General features: G+C 67.4%; 20 protein-coding genes and 2 pseudogenes. 15 read left to right on the top strand and 7 right to left on the bottom strand.

Annotation, left to right across the window (positions count from 1 at the left end; genetic code table 11):
* Positions 1-164: 164 nt before the first annotated feature.
* On the bottom strand, positions 165-761 hold the full coding sequence (locus tag ACOJTB_RS07465) for a histidine phosphatase family protein (protein ID WP_420101894.1): 597 nt from the start codon (positions 759-761) through the stop codon (positions 165-167).
* A 140-nt stretch (positions 762-901) separates the two neighbouring features.
* Between ACOJTB_RS07465 and folP the strand changes: the two genes are divergently transcribed.
* The 3 genes and pseudogenes from folP (at position 902) to folK (ending at position 2,617) form a co-directional block, all read left to right on the top strand.
* The gene (gene folP / locus ACOJTB_RS07470; protein WP_420101895.1) at positions 902-1,738 is read left to right on the top strand and encodes a dihydropteroate synthase; all 837 of its coding nucleotides are present in this window, start codon (positions 902-904) and stop codon (positions 1,736-1,738) included.
* A pseudogene (folB, locus tag ACOJTB_RS07475) lies at positions 1,738-2,112 on the top strand (dihydroneopterin aldolase). Before folP ends, folB begins: the two are co-directional and overlap by 1 nt.
* Positions 2,102-2,617, top strand: a complete 516-nt coding sequence (gene folK, locus ACOJTB_RS07480; RefSeq protein ID WP_420101896.1) for a 2-amino-4-hydroxy-6-hydroxymethyldihydropteridine diphosphokinase — start codon at positions 2,102-2,104, stop codon at positions 2,615-2,617. The pseudogene folB and the gene folK overlap by 11 nt, the downstream one beginning before the upstream one ends.
* On the opposite strand, the gene fabI is transcribed toward folK, so the two are convergent.
* The 3 genes from fabI to ACOJTB_RS07495 form a co-directional block, all read right to left on the bottom strand.
* Entirely contained in the window at positions 2,618-3,457 is an 840-nt protein-coding gene (fabI, locus tag ACOJTB_RS07485; RefSeq protein WP_420101897.1) for an enoyl-ACP reductase FabI, read from the bottom strand.
* 122 nt (positions 3,458-3,579) lie between these two features.
* The gene (locus ACOJTB_RS07490; RefSeq protein ID WP_420101898.1) at positions 3,580-4,503 is read right to left on the bottom strand and encodes a DnaJ C-terminal domain-containing protein; all 924 of its coding nucleotides are present in this window, start codon (positions 4,501-4,503) and stop codon (positions 3,580-3,582) included.
* A 267-nt stretch (positions 4,504-4,770) separates the two neighbouring features.
* Positions 4,771-5,229 carry an RT0821/Lpp0805 family surface protein gene (locus ACOJTB_RS07495; RefSeq protein WP_420101899.1) on the bottom strand — a complete coding sequence of 153 codons (459 nt, stop codon included), beginning with the start codon at positions 5,227-5,229 and terminating at the stop codon, positions 4,771-4,773.
* A gap of 120 nt (positions 5,230-5,349) precedes the next feature.
* On the opposite strand from ACOJTB_RS07495, the gene pdxH reads away from it, so the two are divergent.
* The 5 genes from pdxH to ACOJTB_RS07520 all read left to right on the top strand — a co-directional run bounded on the left by pdxH (position 5,350) and on the right by ACOJTB_RS07520 (position 8,125).
* Positions 5,350-5,964, top strand: a complete 615-nt coding sequence (gene pdxH / locus ACOJTB_RS07500) for a pyridoxamine 5'-phosphate oxidase (protein ID WP_420101900.1) — start codon at positions 5,350-5,352, stop codon at positions 5,962-5,964.
* A 15-nt stretch (positions 5,965-5,979) separates the two neighbouring features.
* Positions 5,980-6,756, top strand: coding sequence for an SDR family NAD(P)-dependent oxidoreductase (locus ACOJTB_RS07505; RefSeq protein ID WP_420101901.1), 777 nt, complete (start codon positions 5,980-5,982; stop codon positions 6,754-6,756).
* A complete protein-coding gene (locus ACOJTB_RS07510) occupies positions 6,737-7,252 on the top strand; it encodes an NUDIX hydrolase (RefSeq protein WP_420101902.1) in 516 nt (171 codons plus the stop codon). Before ACOJTB_RS07505 ends, ACOJTB_RS07510 begins: the two co-directional genes overlap by 20 nt.
* Complete coding sequence (locus ACOJTB_RS07515) at positions 7,249-7,671, top strand: TIGR02301 family protein (RefSeq protein WP_420101903.1); 423 nt, start codon at positions 7,249-7,251, stop codon at positions 7,669-7,671. The genes ACOJTB_RS07510 and ACOJTB_RS07515 overlap by 4 nt, the downstream gene beginning before the upstream one ends.
* A 184-nt stretch (positions 7,672-7,855) precedes the next feature.
* The gene (locus tag ACOJTB_RS07520; RefSeq protein WP_420101904.1) at positions 7,856-8,125 is read left to right on the top strand and encodes a hypothetical protein; all 270 of its coding nucleotides are present in this window, start codon (positions 7,856-7,858) and stop codon (positions 8,123-8,125) included.
* A gap of 155 nt (positions 8,126-8,280) precedes the next feature.
* Here ACOJTB_RS07520 and ACOJTB_RS07525 read toward each other — a convergent pair whose 3' ends face one another.
* A complete protein-coding gene (locus tag ACOJTB_RS07525) occupies positions 8,281-9,618 on the bottom strand; it encodes a dihydroorotase (protein WP_420101905.1) in 1,338 nt (445 codons plus the stop codon).
* 357 nt (positions 9,619-9,975) lie between these two features.
* Here ACOJTB_RS07525 and ygfZ point away from each other — a divergent pair, with 357 nt between their 5' ends.
* Genes ygfZ through ACOJTB_RS07540 form a run of 3 tightly spaced genes read left to right on the top strand, consistent with a single transcriptional unit; the run spans position 9,976 to position 12,142 of the window.
* Positions 9,976-10,863, top strand: coding sequence for a CAF17-like 4Fe-4S cluster assembly/insertion protein YgfZ (gene ygfZ, locus ACOJTB_RS07530; RefSeq protein WP_420101906.1), 888 nt, complete (start codon positions 9,976-9,978; stop codon positions 10,861-10,863).
* Positions 10,860-11,501 (top strand): DNA-3-methyladenine glycosylase I, encoded by a 642-nt coding sequence (locus ACOJTB_RS07535; RefSeq protein WP_420101907.1) that lies wholly within the window; start codon positions 10,860-10,862, stop codon positions 11,499-11,501. Before ygfZ ends, ACOJTB_RS07535 begins: the two co-directional genes overlap by 4 nt.
* Complete coding sequence (locus ACOJTB_RS07540) at positions 11,501-12,142, top strand: YfbR-like 5'-deoxynucleotidase (RefSeq protein WP_420101908.1); 642 nt, start codon at positions 11,501-11,503, stop codon at positions 12,140-12,142. The genes ACOJTB_RS07535 and ACOJTB_RS07540 overlap by 1 nt, the downstream gene beginning before the upstream one ends.
* Here the strand turns inward: ACOJTB_RS07540 and ACOJTB_RS07545 are convergent.
* Entirely contained in the window at positions 12,117-13,394 is a 1,278-nt protein-coding gene (locus ACOJTB_RS07545) for a vWA domain-containing protein (protein WP_420101909.1), read from the bottom strand. The genes ACOJTB_RS07540 and ACOJTB_RS07545 overlap by 26 nt on opposite strands.
* 287 nt (positions 13,395-13,681) lie before the next feature.
* Between ACOJTB_RS07545 and aceB the strand changes: the two genes are divergently transcribed.
* Complete coding sequence (aceB, locus tag ACOJTB_RS07550; RefSeq protein WP_420101910.1) at positions 13,682-15,289, top strand: malate synthase A; 1,608 nt, start codon at positions 13,682-13,684, stop codon at positions 15,287-15,289.
* Positions 15,290-15,335: 46 nt separating this feature from the next.
* Here the strand turns inward: aceB and ACOJTB_RS07555 are convergent, their stop codons facing one another.
* Positions 15,336-16,049, bottom strand: coding sequence for an SDR family NAD(P)-dependent oxidoreductase (locus ACOJTB_RS07555; RefSeq protein WP_420101911.1), 714 nt, complete (start codon positions 16,047-16,049; stop codon positions 15,336-15,338).
* A gap of 151 nt (positions 16,050-16,200) precedes the next feature.
* On the opposite strand from ACOJTB_RS07555, the gene ACOJTB_RS07560 reads away from it, so the two are divergent.
* The 3 genes and pseudogenes from ACOJTB_RS07560 to ACOJTB_RS07570 all read left to right on the top strand — a co-directional run.
* Positions 16,201-16,779 (top strand): NUDIX hydrolase, encoded by a 579-nt coding sequence (locus tag ACOJTB_RS07560; RefSeq protein WP_420101912.1) that lies wholly within the window; start codon positions 16,201-16,203, stop codon positions 16,777-16,779.
* Between the two features lie 140 nt (positions 16,780-16,919).
* Positions 16,920-17,537, top strand: coding sequence for a hypothetical protein (locus ACOJTB_RS07565; RefSeq protein WP_420101913.1), 618 nt, complete (start codon positions 16,920-16,922; stop codon positions 17,535-17,537).
* Positions 17,538-17,612: 75 nt separating this feature from the next.
* Positions 17,613-17,827: pseudogene (locus tag ACOJTB_RS07570) on the top strand (hypothetical protein); the annotation flags it as partial.

Below are 17,827 nucleotides of genomic sequence, written 5' to 3' on the forward strand. Positions count from 1 at the left end.
TTCCTGGCACGCACCCTCTAAAAGAACCGCTAGCGTCGCATCGGGACGCGATGCCCGATCGACCTCCTGCCATGCCGGGCGATCGACCGCCGCGACGACCCGGCCGGCATCGTGCACTGGCCTATTGCCCGTGAACCCGGCATGAATACGGCGAAGCCGCCGTCTCACATCCATTCGGCCTTCCCGCCCTCGACGACGAGGAGCTTTCCCTGCCAGATCTCGACCATCGAGGCCTTTTGGGGAGACACGGCCCCGACCAGCGCCAGCACGGCGCGCGCGACGCCGCCATGGCTGACGATCACGGTCTCGCGGCCGAGCCCTTCGAGCACCGGCCGCACCCGCTCGGCCAGCATGCGGTAGCTTTCGCCGCCCGGCGGCACGAAACCCCATTTGTCGCGCTCGCGCAGGCCTGCCTGCTCGCGCTCCGCCTTGCGGATGTCGCGCCAGGTGAAGCCTTCCCAGCTGCCGAAGGTCAGCTCCTTCAGCCGCTCGTCGAAGCGATAGCCGCCGGCCGGCTGGGCGAGTTCGCGGCGCAGGATGTCCATGGTCTCGCGCGCCCGCTGCATCGGCGAGCAGAGATAATCCAGCCCGGCGAAGTCGGGCGCCAGCGCCTTCAGCCGCCCCGCCGCCTCCGCCGCCTGCTGCCGGCCGAGCTCGTTCAGCGGAATGTCCTGCCCGCCCTGAAGCCGGCCCTCGCGATTCCAGTCGGTCTCGCCATGGCGGACGAGGATCAGCCGGTGCGGAAGCGTGAGCGCAAGCATGCCCCGGTTCTGCACATCGGCGCCCCCGGCGTCAAAAGCCCTGACGGCACGGCGCGCATTCGGCGCGACCGGGTGGCCGATCGGCAACGCTTTCGGCTAGAAGCAGCGGCGCGCTCCCCTTGAACGACAAGACGTCCTCGATGCCCCCTGCCCTCACACTGCCCGACGGCCGCATCCTGCCGCTCGATCCGCCGCTCGTGATGGGCATCGTCAATGTCACGCCGGACTCGTTCTCCGATGGCGGTCTGCTCGCCGATGGGCAGACCGCCGTGGCGCATGGCCTGGGGCTCGCGGCGGAGGGCGCCGGCATCGTCGATATCGGCGGCGAATCCACCAGGCCCGGTCACGCGCTGATCGATGCCGATACGGAACGCGCGCGCGTTCTGCCGGTGATCGCGGGGCTGCAGGCGAAGAGCGACGTCCCGATCTCGATCGACAGCTGGAAATCCGAGGTTGCCGAGGCGGCGCTCTCCACCGGAGCCGGCATCGTCAACGATGTCTGGGGCGCCCAGCGCGATCCGCGCATCGCCGCGGTGGCGGCGCAGGCCGGGGCGCCGATCATCCTGATGCATAATCGTGACGCCATCGACGCTTCGCTCGACATTGTCGACGAGGTGCTCCGCTTCCTCGAGCGCTCGATCGCGATCGCCCGCGCCGCGGGGGTGCCGGACGGGCAGATCGTGGTCGATCCCGGCATCGGCTTCGGCAAGACGCCACGCCAGAATCTCGATTTGATCGACCGGCTCGGCCGGCTCGCCGTGCTCGGCTGCCCCATCTTGCTCGGGGCCTCCCGCAAATCGACGCTCGGCAAGGTCACCGGCCGGGCCGTGCCGGCGGAGCGCCTGGCGGCGAGCCTGTCGGCTCACCTCTACGGCGCGAGCCGTGGCGCGGCCATCATCCGCGCCCATGATGTGGCGCCGCATGTCGATGCGCTGAAGGTCTGGCGCGCCATTGCCGACGAGACACAGGTGTTCTGATGAGCGAAACCGGCCAGATCCTCATCGAAAATCTCGACATCTACGCCTATCACGGCGTCTTCGCCGAAGAGGAACGCCTCGGGCAGCGCTTCCTGATCGACCTCGTTCTCGACGCCGATCTGCGCCGCGCCGCCCTCAGCGACGACCTCGCGGACACGGTCGATTAAGGCCGCGCCGTCGCCATCGTCAGCGAGGCCTTCACGGGCCGCCGCTTCCAGTTGCTTGAAGCAGCGGCCAAGGCCGTGGCCGATACGCTGTTCGTCGCCTTCCCGGCGGTCACGCGCATCGCGATCAGCCTGCGCAAACCGGCGCCGCCTATTCCGGCCATCCTCGGCGCCACGGGCATCCGCATGAGCTTTGCCCGTGGCGACTGAGGCTGTGCTCGCCTTCGGCGGCAATCTCGGGGACCCCGTCGAAGCCTTCGCCGGCGCATTGCGCAGCCTGCGCGCGCATCCCCAGGTGACGCTGGGCCGCCTCTCCTCGGTCTGGCGCACGGCGCCCTGGGGCAAGACCGACCAGCCCGAGTTCCTGAACATGGCGGCGGCGATCGAGACCACCCTGTCGCCCGAGGATTTGCTCGCTTTTTGCCAATCCCTGGAGCGGGAGGCCAAGCGCGAGCGCCGCGAGCGCTGGGGCCCGCGCACGCTCGACATCGACATCCTGTTCTACGGACAGGGCGCCATCGATCGGGATGGCCTGCAGATCCCGCATCCGCGCATCGCCGAGCGCGCTTTCGTGCTGGCGCCGCTGGCCGAGATCGACAGGGACCGGGTCATTGGAGAGCGAAGCGTGGCGCAGCACATGGCCGCGCTCGCAGACGAGGGCGTCAGGCTCGACACCGAAGCGACGGCACGCGTCGGTGCGTTGCTAGCCGCCTGATCACTCGCCCTTGTCGAGCGTGATGTCCGGCGCAGTCGGCACCTTCATGCCGACGACATGGTACCCGGCATCGACATGGAGCACCTCGCCGGTGATGCCGCGGGACATATCGGAGACGAGGAACACGGCCGTCTCGCCGACCTCCTCGATCGTCACCGTCCGGCGCAGCGGCGAGTTGTATTCGTTCCACTTCAGGATGTAGCGGAAATCGCCGATGCCCGAGGCGGCCAGCGTCTTGATCGGCCCGGCCGAAATGGCGTTGACGCGGATCTTGTCGGGGCCGAGATCGGCGGCGAGGTACTGAACGCTGGTCTCCAGCGCAGCCTTCGCCACGCCCATGACGTTGTAATGCGGCATCCATTTCTCGGCGCCGTAATAGGTCAGCGTCAGCAGCGAGCCGCCATCGCTCATCAGCTTCTCGGCCCGCTGTGCGACCGCCGTGAAGGAATAGGCCGAGATCAGCAGCGACTTGGTGAAATTCGCCTCGGTCGTATCGACATAGCGCCCGGTCAACTCGTCCTTGTCGGAGAAGGCGATGCAGTGGACGACGAAATCCAGCTTGCCCCAGAGCTTTTCGACTTCGGCGAAGACGGCGTCGATCGTCGCAGCATCGGTGACGTCGCAATGCCCGACGAGATGACCGCCGAGCTGCTTGGCCAGAGGCTCGACGCGCTTCTTGAGCGCGTCGCCCTGATAGGTGAAAGCCAACTCCGCCCCCGCATCCGCCGCCGCCTTGGCGATGCCCCAGGCAATGGACCGGTTGTTGGCGACGCCCATCACGAGCCCGCGCTTGCCCTTGAGGAGGTTGGCAGTCGGCGAAGGAACGGAGGAATCAGCCATGGGGAACCCGCGGAACAACGATTGAGGGGGTGTCTTAGAACAGACGCGGGAAAACGGGAACCGCTTTCGAAAGAGGTCTCCACGGTTGCGTCATGGGCTCGCCGCGCGGCGAAGCGGCGGGTTCAGGATTCGGCGCGCGTCTTCATCAGCGCCGTCAGCTCGGCATCGCTGGCCGGCATCTCGATGTCGATCGCGACGAAGAGATCCCCCACCGCGCCCTTCTCGCCCTTCAGCCCCTTGCCGCGCAGGCGGAACTGCTTGGTCGTGCCGGTGAGCGGCGGAATCGTCATCTCGACCGCGCCGGTCAGCGTCGGCACATGGAGCGGCCCGCCCAGCACCGCCCGCGCCAGCGGCACCGCCACGCGCGTGCGCAAATCCTTGCCGTCGACGGTGAAGCGCGGATCGGCCTTGACCTTGATCGTCATCAGCACGTCGCCGCTCTCGCCAGAGAAGGGATCGGGCTGACCGAGTCCGCGCAGGCGCATGACCTTGCCGTCGCCGACGCCCTCGGGAATGGTGACCTCGACCTCGCGGCCGCCCGGCAGCTTGACGCGCCGCGTCGCCCCGCCCGCTGCCTCGGCGAGCGTCACCTCCAGCGTGAAGCTCTGCTCGGCCGGCTTCTGCGGCTCGGGCCGGCCGCGCTGGCGCCGCGCCTGCTCCCCGAACAGCGAGGAGAAGATGTCGGAGGGGTCGAAGCCCGCCTCGCCGCCGCCGGCACGCCCGAAGGGCGAACCGCCGCCCTGGCCGAAATTGAACTCGAAGCCGCCGGCGCGCCCGCCCCGGCCGCCCATGCCCCCCATGCCTTCGAAGCCCTGGAAGCGCGGCTTGCCCTCGGCGTCGATCTCGCCGCGGTCGAACTGTTTGCGCTTGGTCTCGTCGCCCAGAATCTCATAGGCGGAGTTCAGTTCGGAGAAGCGGTCCTGCGCCTTGGGGTCGTCGCGGTTGGCGTCGGGATGCAACTCCTTAGCGCGCTTGCGAAAGGCCTTCTTGATGTCGGCATCGTTGGCGCCGCGGGCGACGCCCAGGACCTGATATGGGTCGCGCATCCGAAAGAACCTCGTTTCCATACGATATCGGGACGGTCGCGCTTCCGACCATCCGTTCGCATCCTATCTGGGGACGGTGTGGCCGCAACGCAACACCTGATTTTGCCCAGATCGAACAAGCGCGGAACGCCCGTTCTGGAAATTCGTCAAGGCGAAGCGAGACGGTGGTCTTGCGAGCATCGGAGCGGAGCGGACATCGGTCCGTGAGCACCGAAGCGCAGCAAGGCCGTCGTCGCAGCCGGCCTTCACGGATTTACAGAATGGGCGTCAGCCGAGGCCCTTCCAGGCGTCCATATCCTTCACCGCCCAGTCGCCGCCGGAAGGGCGGCAGGCGGTGCCCTGGAGCTTCAGCGGCTTGGTCTGGGTCTGCACATGCGCGACGAAGGCGCGGCAGATCTCGTCCGAGCGCAGGAACGGCCCGCCGACCGGCACGAAGGAGCCCTTGATCCCGCTTTGCGGATTGTCCCAGGAGACGGCGGCGCCATTGCCCTGGGGATCGAGCGCGAGCCCCATCGCACCATCGGCGCGGCGCAGATCCTCCGGGCCGAGTTCGCTCGTCATCGCCGCCAGCCCGACCGATTTCTGCGGTCCGCGCGCAGGCAGCGAGGCTGTCGTCGCAACCTCGTCCTCGCTCTTGCCGGAGAGCCCGATGATCGGGAACGAGACGGAGCAGCCGGCGGCCGACAGGCCGATGAGCGCGGCGAGCAGCGCGGCATGTGGGCGCATGGCCGGCACGCGCGCAGGAAGGCTTTGGCGCCCCCCTCGCACTGCCCTATATAACCCAGCCGTCCAGACCCGGATCACCACCCGCTCGCCCTGCCCCTTGTCCCTCCAAAGGAATAGAACGTGGAACGGTTAACGAGCGGTGACTTTACGCAAGCCGAAGAGCCTTTCGCGCTGTTTCAGGACTGGCTCGACGAAGCGACCAGGTCCGAGCCCAACGACCCCAACGGCATGGCGCTCTCGACGGTCGACGCCGACGGGCTGCCGAACAGCCGCATGGTGCTCCTCAAGGGCCATGGCCCGGACGGGTTCGTGTTCTATACCAACACGGAAAGCCAGAAGGGGCGCGAACTGCTCGGCCAGCCCAAGGCCGCGCTGCTGTTCCACTGGAAGAGCCTGCGACGCCAGGTGCGCATCCGCGGCACGGTCGCGCTGGTGAGCGAGGCCGAATCGGACGCCTATTTCCAGTCCCGCCCGCGCGACAGTCGCATCGGCGCCTGGGCCTCGCAGCAGTCGCGACCACTGGAAAGCCGCTTCGCGCTCGAAAAGGCCGTGGCGAGCTATGCGCTGAAATTCGGCGTGGGCGAGATCCCGCGCCCGCCCTATTGGTGCGGTTTCCGCATCACGCCGGTTCAGATCGAATTCTGGAAGGACGGCGCCTTCCGCCTGCATGATCGTGTCGTGTTCCGCCGCGATTCGGCGGATGCCGCCTGGACGAAAACCCGCTTCTATCCTTGAGGGAACACTCAACCCATGGCGATGCCCAAGTTCGATTTCCCCAAGACGGAGCCCGGCCAGCGCCCGGTCATGCTGCTGACCGGCGCCAGCCGCGGCATCGGCCATGCGACGGTGATGCAGTTCGCCATGGCAGGCTGGCGCATCCTGTCCTGCTCGCGCCAGGCCTTCTCGGACAAATGCCCATGGCCCTCGGGCGCCGACGATCATGTCCAGATCGATCTCGGCGATCCGGAGGACACGATGCGCGGCATCGCCGAGATCAAGAAGCGGCTGCAGGTCGAGGGTGGCAAGCTGCATGCGCTGGTCAACAATGCCGGCATCTCGCCCAAGGGGCGCGACGGCGGCCGACTGGGCGCGGCGACCACCTCCTTCAACGACTGGCACAAGGTGTTCCAGGTCAATTTCTTCGCGCCGATCATGCTGGCGCGCGGCCTGCTTGACGAGCTCACCGCGGCCAAGGGCGCGATCGTCAACGTCACCTCGATCGCGGGCTCGCGGGTCCATCCCTTCGCCGGCGCGGCCTACGCCACCTCCAAGGCGGCGCTGGCGAGCCTGACCCGCGAGATGGCCGCCGATTTCGGCCCGTTCGGCATTCGCGTCAACGCGATCTCGCCCGGCGAAATCGACACCGCGATCCTCTCGCCGGGCACGGAGAAGATCGTCGCCACCTTGCCACTGGGGCGGCTTGGCAAGACCGACGAGGTCGCCAAGGCGATCTACTTCCTCTGCACCGACGCCTCGAGCTACGTCACCGGCTCGGAGCTGCACATCAATGGCGGGCAGCACGTTTGAGCGGCGCGCGAGCAAGATGAGCGCCGGCGGCGGCCAGATCATCCGCTTTCCCGCGGCGGGCAAGGCCGCGGCCAGGCCCGTTCTGGCGGCCTCCATCGCCGTCTTCCGGGACGGCAAGGTCCTGCTGGCGACGCGCACCAAGCCGCCGGCCGACCAGCTCTGGTCTCTGCCCGGCGGCAAGGTTGAGGCCGGCGAGACGCTTGAGGAAGCGGCGCTGCGCGAGCTGAAGGAAGAGGTCGGCGTGAACGCTCGCATCCTTGCCTTCAACCGCCATGTCGAGATCTTCGGGCGCGATCCGTCGGGTGCGGTGACGCATCACTTCGTTGTCGCCTCCTTCGTCGGCCAGTGGCTCTCCGGCGAGCCGAAACCCGGCCCGGAGGCGGGTGCCGTGATGTGGGCCGATCCGCTGAAGCTGGGTGGCCTTGCCACCACGCGCGAGCTCGGCGACGTGCTGCGCCGGGCGCATGGACTTTTCAGCGGAGCGGCTGCCCCGTGACCGTAGGCCTTCGCCTCCTTGCGGCGCTCGCCCTGATCGCGCCCTTGGCGGCGGCGGCTCAACCGAAACCGGTCCCGGCCCCGAAGCCGGTCGAGGCCCCTGCGCCTGAGCCGGAAGGCCCGGCCTATGAGCCGCAATTGCTGCAGCTGGCCGAGGTCATCGGCTCCCTCGCCTATCTGCGCACGCTCTGCGGCGCTCCCGATGCGCGCGCCTGGAGCGAGCGGATGACGGCGCTGGTGGAGGCGGAAGGGCGGACGGCCCAGCGCCGGAACCGTCTGACAGCGGCCTATAATCGCGGCTTCAAGGCCTATGCCCCCTTGCACCGCCAGTGCTCGGAGGGCAGCCGGGAAGCGGCGGCCCGGCTGGCCGTGCAGGGCGACCAATTGGCGAAGGCGCTTGCCGGCCGCTATGGCGGATAGGCAACAGCTGTGGCCCGACTGCACGATTGAACCGCATTTGGCCGGCTGCGTTAACCTTTCTTAAACACCGCGCTGGCGTGCCGGCCTGGCACGTCCTAAGCTTTCCGATGTCACCGAAGCGTCGCGATCCGGATCAGTTCCGGCGCGTTTCGCATCAGACAGAAGGCCGCAGAGACAGGTTTCGATGCCGATCCAGCCAGACGACGCGATGCTCGACCCGAATCTCGCCGAGGACATCGGCGACGCTCGCCGCGTGGCCTATGGCTATGTCGAGGATGCCTTCGCCGAAGGTCAGCAAGACGGTCTCGATTCCGACGCCCTCGCCCACGCCGCCCTGTTCGCGGCGCTACGCACGCTGGTCGAGACCTATGGCGAAGAGGCGACGGCCGTCTTCACCGAAGCCCTGCCGGAAAAGGTGCGCTGCGGCGCGTTCACCAGCGGCACGCGGCACTGAAATCCGCAGGGTTGGACCCGAAGTCCCTTTAGCCCGTCCTCGCGCAGCGATCCGTCGAAAGCGCGAGCCTCTGCGACGAGTCCCGGAGCCGCTTTTTCACAGCCCCGGAATGACGCGCTCGGCTTCCAGCGATTGGCAAGCTGGCCCCTTTCGGCTCAGCCCCGCGGCAGCGCCTCCAGGAAGCGCGCCGGTTCGCCCTGCGACGGGGTGGTCAACTCGCCTTCCCACATCACCTTGAGGCCGCGCACAAAGGTGCCGACCGGCCAGCCGGTCACGGTGACGCCGTCATAGGGCGTCCAGCCGCAGCGCGAGGCGATCCAGTCATTCGTGATGGTGTGGCGGCGCTTGAGATCGACGATGGTAAAATCAGCGTCGTAGCCGACGGCGATCCGGCCCTTGCCCTCCAGCCCGAAGATGCGCTGCGGCCCGGCGCTGGAGAGATCGACGAAGCGCTCCAGCGAAAGCCGGCCGGCATTCACATGGTCGAGCATCACCGGCACCAGCGTCTGCACACCCGGCATGCCGGAATGGCTCGCCGGATAGGCATGGTGCTTTTCCTCATGGGTGTGCGGCGCATGGTCGGAGCCGAGCACGTCGACGATACCCTGCTCCACGCCCCACCAGATGCGCTGCCGGTGGCTGTCGTCGCGGATCGGCGGGTTCATCTGGGCATAGGTACCAAGCCGCTCATAGCAGTCCGGCGCGACCAGCGTCAGATGGTTGGGCAGCACCTCGACGGTCGCGACATCCTTGTGATCCTTGAGGAACTCCATCTCCTCACCGGTGGAGATGTGCAGGATATGGACGCGCGCGCCAGTCTCGCGCGCGATGCGCACCAGCCGCTTCGTGCAGGTCAGCGCCACCTCGGGCGAGCGCCAGACCGGATGGCTCGACGGATCCCCCTCCACGCGGAAACTCATGCGCTCGCGCAGCATCATCTCGTCTTCGGAGTGGAAGGCCGCGCGGCGGCGTGTACGCTTCAGGATCTCGGCGACGCCTTTGTCATCCTCCACCAGCAGATCGCCGGTCGAGGAGCCCATGAACACCTTGATGCCGGCCGCGCCCGGCAGCCGCTCCAACTCCGCCACATCGCCCGCATTCTCATGCGTGCCGCCGACCCAGAAGGCGAAGTCGCAATGCATGCGGTGACGGCCCCGCTTGACCTTGTCGGCCAGTGCCTCCGGAGTCGTCGTCTGCGGGATGGTGTTCGGCATCTCGAAGACGCAGGTCACGCCGCCCAGCGCCGCGGCGCGCGAGCCGGTTTCGAGGTCTTCCTTATGGTCGAGCCCCGGCTCGCGGAAATGAACCTGGCTGTCGATGACGCCGGGCAGGATGTGGAGACCGGTGCAGTCCACCACCTCCCCGGCCGAGGCCATGGAGAGATCGCCCAGCGCCATGATCCTGCCGCCGGTGATGCCGACATCGCGCTGCACGCGCCCGTCCTGGTTCACCACCGTGCCGCCCTTGAGGATGACGTCGTAGGTTTGCGGCATGGCGGGTCTCCTGGTCATGCAGAGCCCCACGCCGTCATCCCGGACAAGCGGCGAAAGCCGCGCCGATCCGGGATCCATGCCGGAACGGTTCAGGCATGGATCCCGGATCTCCGCTTCGCTGCGTCCGGGACGACGGCGCGGCTGAAAAGGCGGATGGAGCGAGTTACCCCAAACGGGGCGCCGAGGCGAGTTGAGAACGCAGCCGAAGCCGCCTACCTATCGGCCAGATCATTTCGCCGTCCTTGCGAGCGCAGCGAACACATCCAGGAGACCGGCCTCCACCATCCCGGGCAGGCTCCTGCATGTCTTCGTCCCCACGCTCCTCGCCATGACGGCGGCATCAGGAGTCGAGAGCCCATGTCCGTCACGAGGTTGATCGATCGCGGCGTCATCCGCATCGGCGGCGAGGAGGCGCGCGACTTCCTGCAGAACCTCGTCACCAACGACATGGATGCCGTCACGCTGGAACAGGCCGGCTATGGCGCGCTGCTGACGCCGCAAGGCAAGATCATCTGCGATTTCCTGATCGTCGCGCTGTCCGACCGGGATGGCGGCGGCTTCCTGCTCGACACGCCCCTGCTCCAGACCTCCGATCTGATGAAACGGCTGAAACTCTACAAGCTGCGCGCCAAGGTGACGCTCGAGGATCTGACCGAGCGCAGCGCCGTGCTCGCCTCGGCCGATGGCGCACCGCTGCCGGCCGAAGTGGGCGTGGTCTATACCGATCCGCGCCTGTCGGCGCTCGGCCAGCGTGCGATCGTCGATGCGGCCGGGGCGGACGACCTCGTCGATGCCGTGCCGGAAGCCTGGCACGCCCGGCGCGTCGGCCTCGGCGTCCCCGCCGGCGGGCGCGACTTCCCCTATGGCGACACCTTTCCCCACGAGGCGCTGCTCGATCAGCTCGGCGGCGTCTCCTTCAGGAAGGGCTGCTATATCGGGCAGGAGGTCGTCTCCCGCATGCAGCATCGCGGCACCGCCCGCACCCGCATCGTCCCGGTTGTCTTCGAGGGCGGCATCGCCACCGAGACCGGTGCCCCTGCGACCGGCGTCGGCAAGCCGCTCGGCACGATCGGCTCGACCGCCGACGACAAGGCGCTCGCCCTGCTGCGCCTCGACCGGCTGGCAGATGCGCTGGCTGCCGGGGAAACCCCGCTCGGCGGCGGCCTGGCCTTCCGTCTTGCGGAAAAGCCGGGCTTCATCCGCTTCCCCTATCCCGGCGAGCCGGATTTCGGAGCGGCCGCATGAGCCCACCCGCCCAAACGGAAGAGCGCATCGCCATCGCTGGACCGGATGGCAAGTTCCGCTGCCGCTGGCCGGGCGTCGATCCGCTTTATCTGGCCTATCACGATACCGAATGGGGCGTGCCGGAATATGATTCCCGCGCCCTGTGGGAAAAGCTCATTCTCGACGGTTTCCAGGCCGGGCTGTCCTGGATCACGATCCTGAAGAAGCGCGACGCCTTCCGCGCGGGCTTTGCCGGCTTCGATCCCGAGACAGTCGCACGCTTCGGCGAGGTGGATGTCCAGCGCCTTCTTGCCGATCCCGGCGTCATCCGTCATCGCGGCAAGATCGAAGGCACGATCAAGAGTGCGCAGGCCTATCTGCGGATCAGCGAGCGCGAGCCCTTCGCGGATTTTCTCTGGAAGCATCTCGACGGCCGCGTGCTGCAGAACCGGTTCCGCACCCAGGGCGAAGTGCCGACGCAGACCGCCATCTCGGAAGCGATGTCGAAGGACCTGAAGAAGGCCGGCTTCACCTTCTGCGGGCCGACCATCGTCTACGCCTTCATGGAAGCCTGCGGGCTGGTGAACGACCACCTCACCGGCTGCTTTCGCCATGAGGAATGCGCGGCGATGGCACGCGACAGCCGCTCCGTCGCCTGATGGCACGTACCCCCGCCCAGCCCCGCGCCTGGCAGCGCATGTTGTCGGGCCGCCGGCTCGATCTGCTGGACCCCTCCCCGCTCGACATCGAGATCGAGGACATCGCCCATGGGCTCGCCCGGGTCGCCCGCTGGAACGGCCAGACCCATGGCGCCCATTCCTTCTCGGTCGCCCAGCATTCGCTGCTGGTGGAGGCGATCGCGAGCCACCTTCACCCGGATTGGAGCGATGGCTGGCGCCTGATGGCCCTGCTTCACGACGCGCCCGAATATGTCATCGGCGACATGATCTCGCCCTTCAAGCTGGTGATGGGCGACGCCTACAAGGATGTCGAGAACCGGCTGCTCGGCGCCATTCATCTGCGCTTCGGCCTGCCGCCGCAGACGCCGGCGCCGCTGAAGAAGAAGACCAAGGAGGCCGACACCATCGCCGCCTTCTTCGAGGCCACGCGGCTCGCCGGCTTCGCCCGCGAGGAGGCGCTGGTCTATTTCGGCAGGCCGAAGGCGCTGCCGGCGGAGGTGCTGGCCTGGCTCGACCCGCTCGATACCGAGGCGGCGCAGGCCCTGTTTCTGGCCCGCTTCGCCGCCCTCTCCGGCATCGCGCCGCCGGCCGGCCCTATTGCGTCAGCCGGACCTGGCTGATCTCTGCGGCGATCGCCTTGAACACCGGGCTGAGCTGCGAGGCGGATGAAACCTCGTAATACATGCCCGGCGCGGAGGCGCAGTTGCGCAGCAGCGCCGCGTTCCCGTCCATCACGCGGATCGTGTAGACCAGCACCCCGTTGGACTTGATGTTGGTGCAGGCGAGCTTTGTGCGGTCGTCCACCGCCGTGCTGAGGGCCGAGCCGTTGCCGTCCCAGCGATTCTTGGTGTTGTCCCCGTCGGTCAGCAGGATCATGTATTTGTTGAGGCGCGGCGTATTGGCGGGCTTGGCGCCGGTGAAGGGCTCGCCCGGGCTCAAGGTCGCCATGCCCCAGACCGCGCCGATGGTGATGTTCGTCGCGCCGGTGGGCTGCATGGTGTCGATCTGGGCGTTCAGCGCCGTCCAATCGCTGGTCAGGCCCATCACCTTCGCTTGCGAGGCGGGCGAGTACGTGTCGCAGAAATCGGCCGGATAGAGTGTCGAATTCGCGCCGGACGGCGTGGCATCGGAGACGTCATAGGACTGGTCGCGATCGGTCACGCAGCCCTGCCAGGTCGATTTGCTGATGGTGGTGCAGGTGTACGGCCAGTTCTTGCTGCAGCTCTTCTGGTCCCAGCGCAGCCAGGGAGCATCCTTCAAGGCGGTATCGAGGATCACGCGGGTCGAAAAGGGCACGACCGAGATACGGATCTGGTCCGGCTCCTGGCTGGCGTCCTTCATGATCTGCACGAGGTCCTTGGCCGCCGCCTTCAGCGCGGTCATCTTGCCGTTCTGCGCCATCGACCCGGTGTTATCGAGCACGAGCGCGAGCTCGATCGAATTCGTCCCCCAAGTCGACTGGCTCGACGTCGACACCTCCAGCGCACTGGTGCCGAGAATCTGCGCGATGGTGGTAGGCACCGCGCCATTGGCGACAATGCTGACCGTCTTGGCGGTGCGGTTGATGGCGACCGTCGCGCCGGTGAACTGGTCCTTGGCGTCCGGCGGCAGATTGGCCTTCAGCCACTCGTTGACGCGGTCGGTCAGCTGGGAATCGGTGAGTTTCTGCGCGTCGCGCGCGGCCATCAGCGCGGCGGCATCGATCGCAGTGGAGAGGGTCTGCTTCACGCGGCTCGCGCGCGAGTAATCGACCGCGACGCCGACGACGCCCAGCATCGGCACCAGCGCGAGCCCGAAAAGCATCAGCACATTGCCGCCCTGGTCGGCGCGGAAGCGCGCCGCCAGACGGGCGAGGAAACCATTGTCACACATGTCGCGAGACCTTGACGCGAAACCGACCCTCATCGGCCCCCGACGCTGGCCCCGCCGGTTTACGAATTCCTGAAACCAATCCGCGAAAGCCGCGCCTATCTCGGATTTTCGCTCGAATTTTCGGCTTTTTCGTTCGCAATCGCGTCGGCACGGCAGCCGAAGCCCGCACCGGCTTCGAAACTCGCCCGGAGATATTTTCAAAATCGGCACAAGTGATGGCCGATAATGTCGATTTTCAGAGAGAGCCGATTGCGCCAGACTTCGGCCAGCTCATGGAGGACCATTCGATGACCGCCCAGCCGACCCTCGACCTGCCTGCCGGCGTGACCATCACCGGCGCCGTCCAGCCCCGTTTCGACGAGGTGCTGACGCGCGATGCCCTCGCCTTCGTCGCCGATCTGCATCGCCGCTTCAACGAAACCCGCAAGCGGCTCCTCGCCCTGCGTGCCGAGCGGCAGAAGCGCTTCGACGCCGGCGAGACGCCGGACTTCCTGGCCGAAACCCGCCATATCCGCGAGGGCGACTGGACCGTCGCTCCGATCCCCGCCGATCTGCAGGATCGGCGCGTCGAGATCACCGGCCCCGTCGACCGCAAGATGATCGTCAACGCGCTGAACTCCGGCGCCAAGGTCTTCATGGCCGATTTCGAGGACGCGTCCTCGCCGGTCTGGGCCAACATGGTCGAGGGCCAGATCAACCTGAAGGATCGCTGGGCGAACCGGATCGACTTCACCGACCCGAACAACGGCAAGGACTACAATCTCAAGGACAAGCCCGCCGTCCTGATCATCCGCCCGCGCGGCTGGCACCTGCCCGAGCGCCATATCGAGATCGACGGCGAAATCGCCTCGGGCTCGTTGGTCGATTTCGGGCTCTATGTCTTCCACAACGCCAAGGCGGCGCTGGCGCAGGGCTCCGGCCCCTATTTCTATCTGCCCAAGCTGGAGAGCCATCTGGAAGCGCGCCTCTGGAACGACGTCTTTCTCGCTGCCCAGAACGCGCTCGGTCTCAAGCCCGGCACGATCAAGGCGACCGTGCTGATCGAGACGCTGCCCGCCGCCTTCGAGATGGACGAGATTCTCTACGAATTGCGCGAGCACATGGCCGGCCTCAATTGCGGCCGCTGGGACTACATCTTCTCCTTCATCAAGAAGCTCGCCCGCAACCCGGCCTATGTCCTGCCCGATCGCTCGCAGGTCGTGATGACCAAGGCCTTCCTGAACGCCTATTCGCTGCTGCTGATCAAGACCTGCCACCGTCGCGGCGCCTTTGCTATGGGCGGCATGGCGGCGCAGATCCCGGTCAAGAACAATCCGGAAGCCAACGCCGCCGCCTTCGCCAAGGTCAAGGCCGACAAGGAGCGCGAGGCCGGCAACGGCCATGACGGCACCTGGGTCGCCCATCCCGACCTCGTCCCGGTCGCCATGGAGGTCTTCGACCGGCTGATGCCGCAGGCCAACCAGCTCGACAAGAAGCGCGAGGACGTGAACGTCACGGCGAAGGACCTGCTGGAAGTCCATCAGGGCACGCGGACGGAAGATGGCTTCCGCGAGAACATCCGCGTCGGCGTGCAATATCTCGAAGCCTGGCTGCGCGGCCGCGGCGCGGTGCCGATCTACAACATGATGGAGGACGCCGCGACCGCCGAGATCAGCCGCGCGCAGATCTGGCAGTTCGTTCAGTACGGCGTCGAGCTCGAAGGCGGCATCAAGGCCGACGCGGCACTGTTCAAGCGCTGCCTGCCGGAGGAGATGGAGCGGGTGAAGACCGAACTCGGCGCCGAGGCCTATGCCAAGGGCCGTTTCCCCGAGGCGATCGCGCTGTTCGAGCAGCTCTCGCTGGCGCCGAGCTTCGAGGATTTCCTCACCGTGCCGGCCTACGCCAAGCTCGGCTGAGGCATCGCAATCCGGCGCGGCGGCCCATCGCCGCGCCGCCTGCGCCTCAGAACGGGATCGGCCTGCCGTCCCAGGCGAGGAAGCCGCCGGACTGCTCCGGCCCCGCACCCTCGATCACCCGCAGCAGATGTGCGGCGCTGTCACCGGGGTCGAAATGGCCAGGCCCCGGCTCGCCGCTGCGGAACGGCTCGGAGAGCCCGGTCGCCACCGTGCCTGGGTGCAGCGCCAGCAGCACCGCCTCCGGCCGTGTGCGCCGGGTCTCGATCGCGAGCGTGCGGATGATCTGGTTCAGCGCCGCCTTGGACGCCCGGTAGCTGTACCAGCCGCCGAGCCGGTTATCGTCGATCGAGCCGACGCGGGCCGACAGCGCCGCGAAGACCGAGCGGCCACGCCGCGGCAGCAGGGGCAGAAAATGCTTGGCCGCGAGCGCAGGCCCGATCGTGTTGATCGCGAAGACCTCCGCCATCACGGCCGGATCGAGCGCCTTGAACGTCTTCTCGGGCGCAATACCCTCGCCATGCAGCAGGCCGCTCGCCACGATCACGAGCGAAACCTCGCCCTCGGCCGCAATGGCCCCCGCCGCTTCGGCGAGGCTCGTCTCGTCCGTCAGCTCGGCCCGGTGCCAGCGCACTGCGTCCGGCCACGTCGAGGGCTTGCGTGACAGACCATGCACCACATCGAAGCGGCCCGTCGCCGCGAGTTGCTCCGTCAACGCCCGCCCGATCCCGCCGGAAGCCCCGATGACGACCGCGCTGCCCATGAATGTGCCTTTCCTGATCGGCTTCGTCGCAGCCACTTACGTCCAGCCCGGTCGAAGAGTTCATCCGGACGACGCGGAGAGCTGACGGTCGAACAGGTCGCCGAAGGGCGGCCCAACCGACAAACCCGGCCGAATCGGTTAAGCCCGCCACATGACCTTCCTCACCCGCCTCGCCGAAACCGTCGCCCGCTACCGTTCCGAGATCGCCGCGCCGCGCGAATATCTCTCGCTGCTGCGCTGGCAGATCGAACAGGGCCACGCGCTCGACAAGCGCGACACCTTTCCCGGCCATCTCACCACGAGCGCCTTCGTGCTGTCGCCCGACCACACGCAGATCCTGCTCATCGACCATGTGGTCATCGGCCGCTGGCTCCAGCCCGGCGGGCATTGGGAGGAGGCCGAGAGCTTTCACCGCTCTGCGGCGCGCGAGGCGGTGGAGGAGACCGGCGTGCAGGGGCTGCGCCTGCATCCCTGGCATGGCAGCGACGATCTGCCCTTCACCATCGACAGCCATGAGGTGCCGGGCAAACCGGCGCGCGGCGAGCCGGACCACATCCACCACGATCTGCAATTTCTCTTCCTCGCCGACCCGGCCTCGCCTCTGGTGGCGCAGCAGGAGGAGGTGCATGCGGCGGCGTGGAAGCCGGTGGAGGAGCTGAGCATCATCGCACCGCGCGCCCTCGCCCGCCTCGCCATGCTGCCCGCGCCGGGGGAGACGGCTGTTGCATGAAAGCCATCATGTAACAATGTTTCAGAGCCAGGTGCCGGGCCGGCTTTCGGAAAGAATGCGTTAAGCATAATGACCTAACGTCGGCGACAGCGTGGCATACGACCGAAGCGCATGCGCCGCCGCCCGTATGGAGCCTGCCCATGTCGCCGAACTCTGCCTCCCTCGCCGCTTTCGCCCTCGCCGGCGCGCTGGCCGCCACGGCGGCCTCCGCCGCCGATCTGCCCTCGCGCAAAGGCGCTCCTTCGGCCCCCGCGCCGACGATCTCCGCCTGCTCGGAAACAGACAGCATCCCGACCGACGCCTTCGGCTTCACCACCGGCTCCGAGGTGGCGAGCGTCGGCTCCTTCGGCCCCAGCCTTACCTATGCGGGTGGCTACGGCACGCGCATCGGCCGGCTCAACAGCCACGGCCTGCAGCTGCAGGGCTCCTATGGCCTCTTCCCCTGCGCGGAGATCGGCCCCTATCTGCTCGGCGGTGTCACCAATGGGCGCGCGCTCGGCGTCAGCACCGATGCGACCAGCTATGGCGCGGGCGTCGAAATGAAGTACCGCCTGCTGGGCCGCGACATGCATGGCATCGGCCTGACGCTCGTCATCGACCCCAGCGTCAACCGGACCAATCCCGACGGCATCGCCACCAACTTCACCACCTACAATACCGGCATCCGCCTCTATGCCGACAAGGCGCTGGTCCCCGGCAAGCTCTATGCCGCGTTCAACGCCTCGCAGGACATGACCTGGACCGGCCCCTCCCCCTAGGGCCGCTCCTCCGCCCTGACCCTGGCCGGCTCGCTCGCCTGGCAGGTTCAGGAGGGGCTCTATCTCAGCGGCGAGGTGCGCCATCAGCGCCGCCATAACGACCTCGGCTTCGGCAACGAAGCCGGCAACGCCACCTTCGTCGGCCCCGGCGTGTTCTGGCAGGCCAGCAAGGAATGGGCGCTCTCGGCGGCCTACAACATCCAGGTCTACGGCAAGGCCAAGGGCCAGCCCGGGGATCTCGATCTCACCAATTTCAGCCGCCATGTGCTGAAGGTGAAGGCCGGCTACAG

Source organism: Allobosea sp. (genome assembly GCF_048595345.1).
In the GTDB taxonomy this organism is placed as follows: Bacteria; Pseudomonadota; Alphaproteobacteria; order Rhizobiales; family Beijerinckiaceae; genus Allobosea.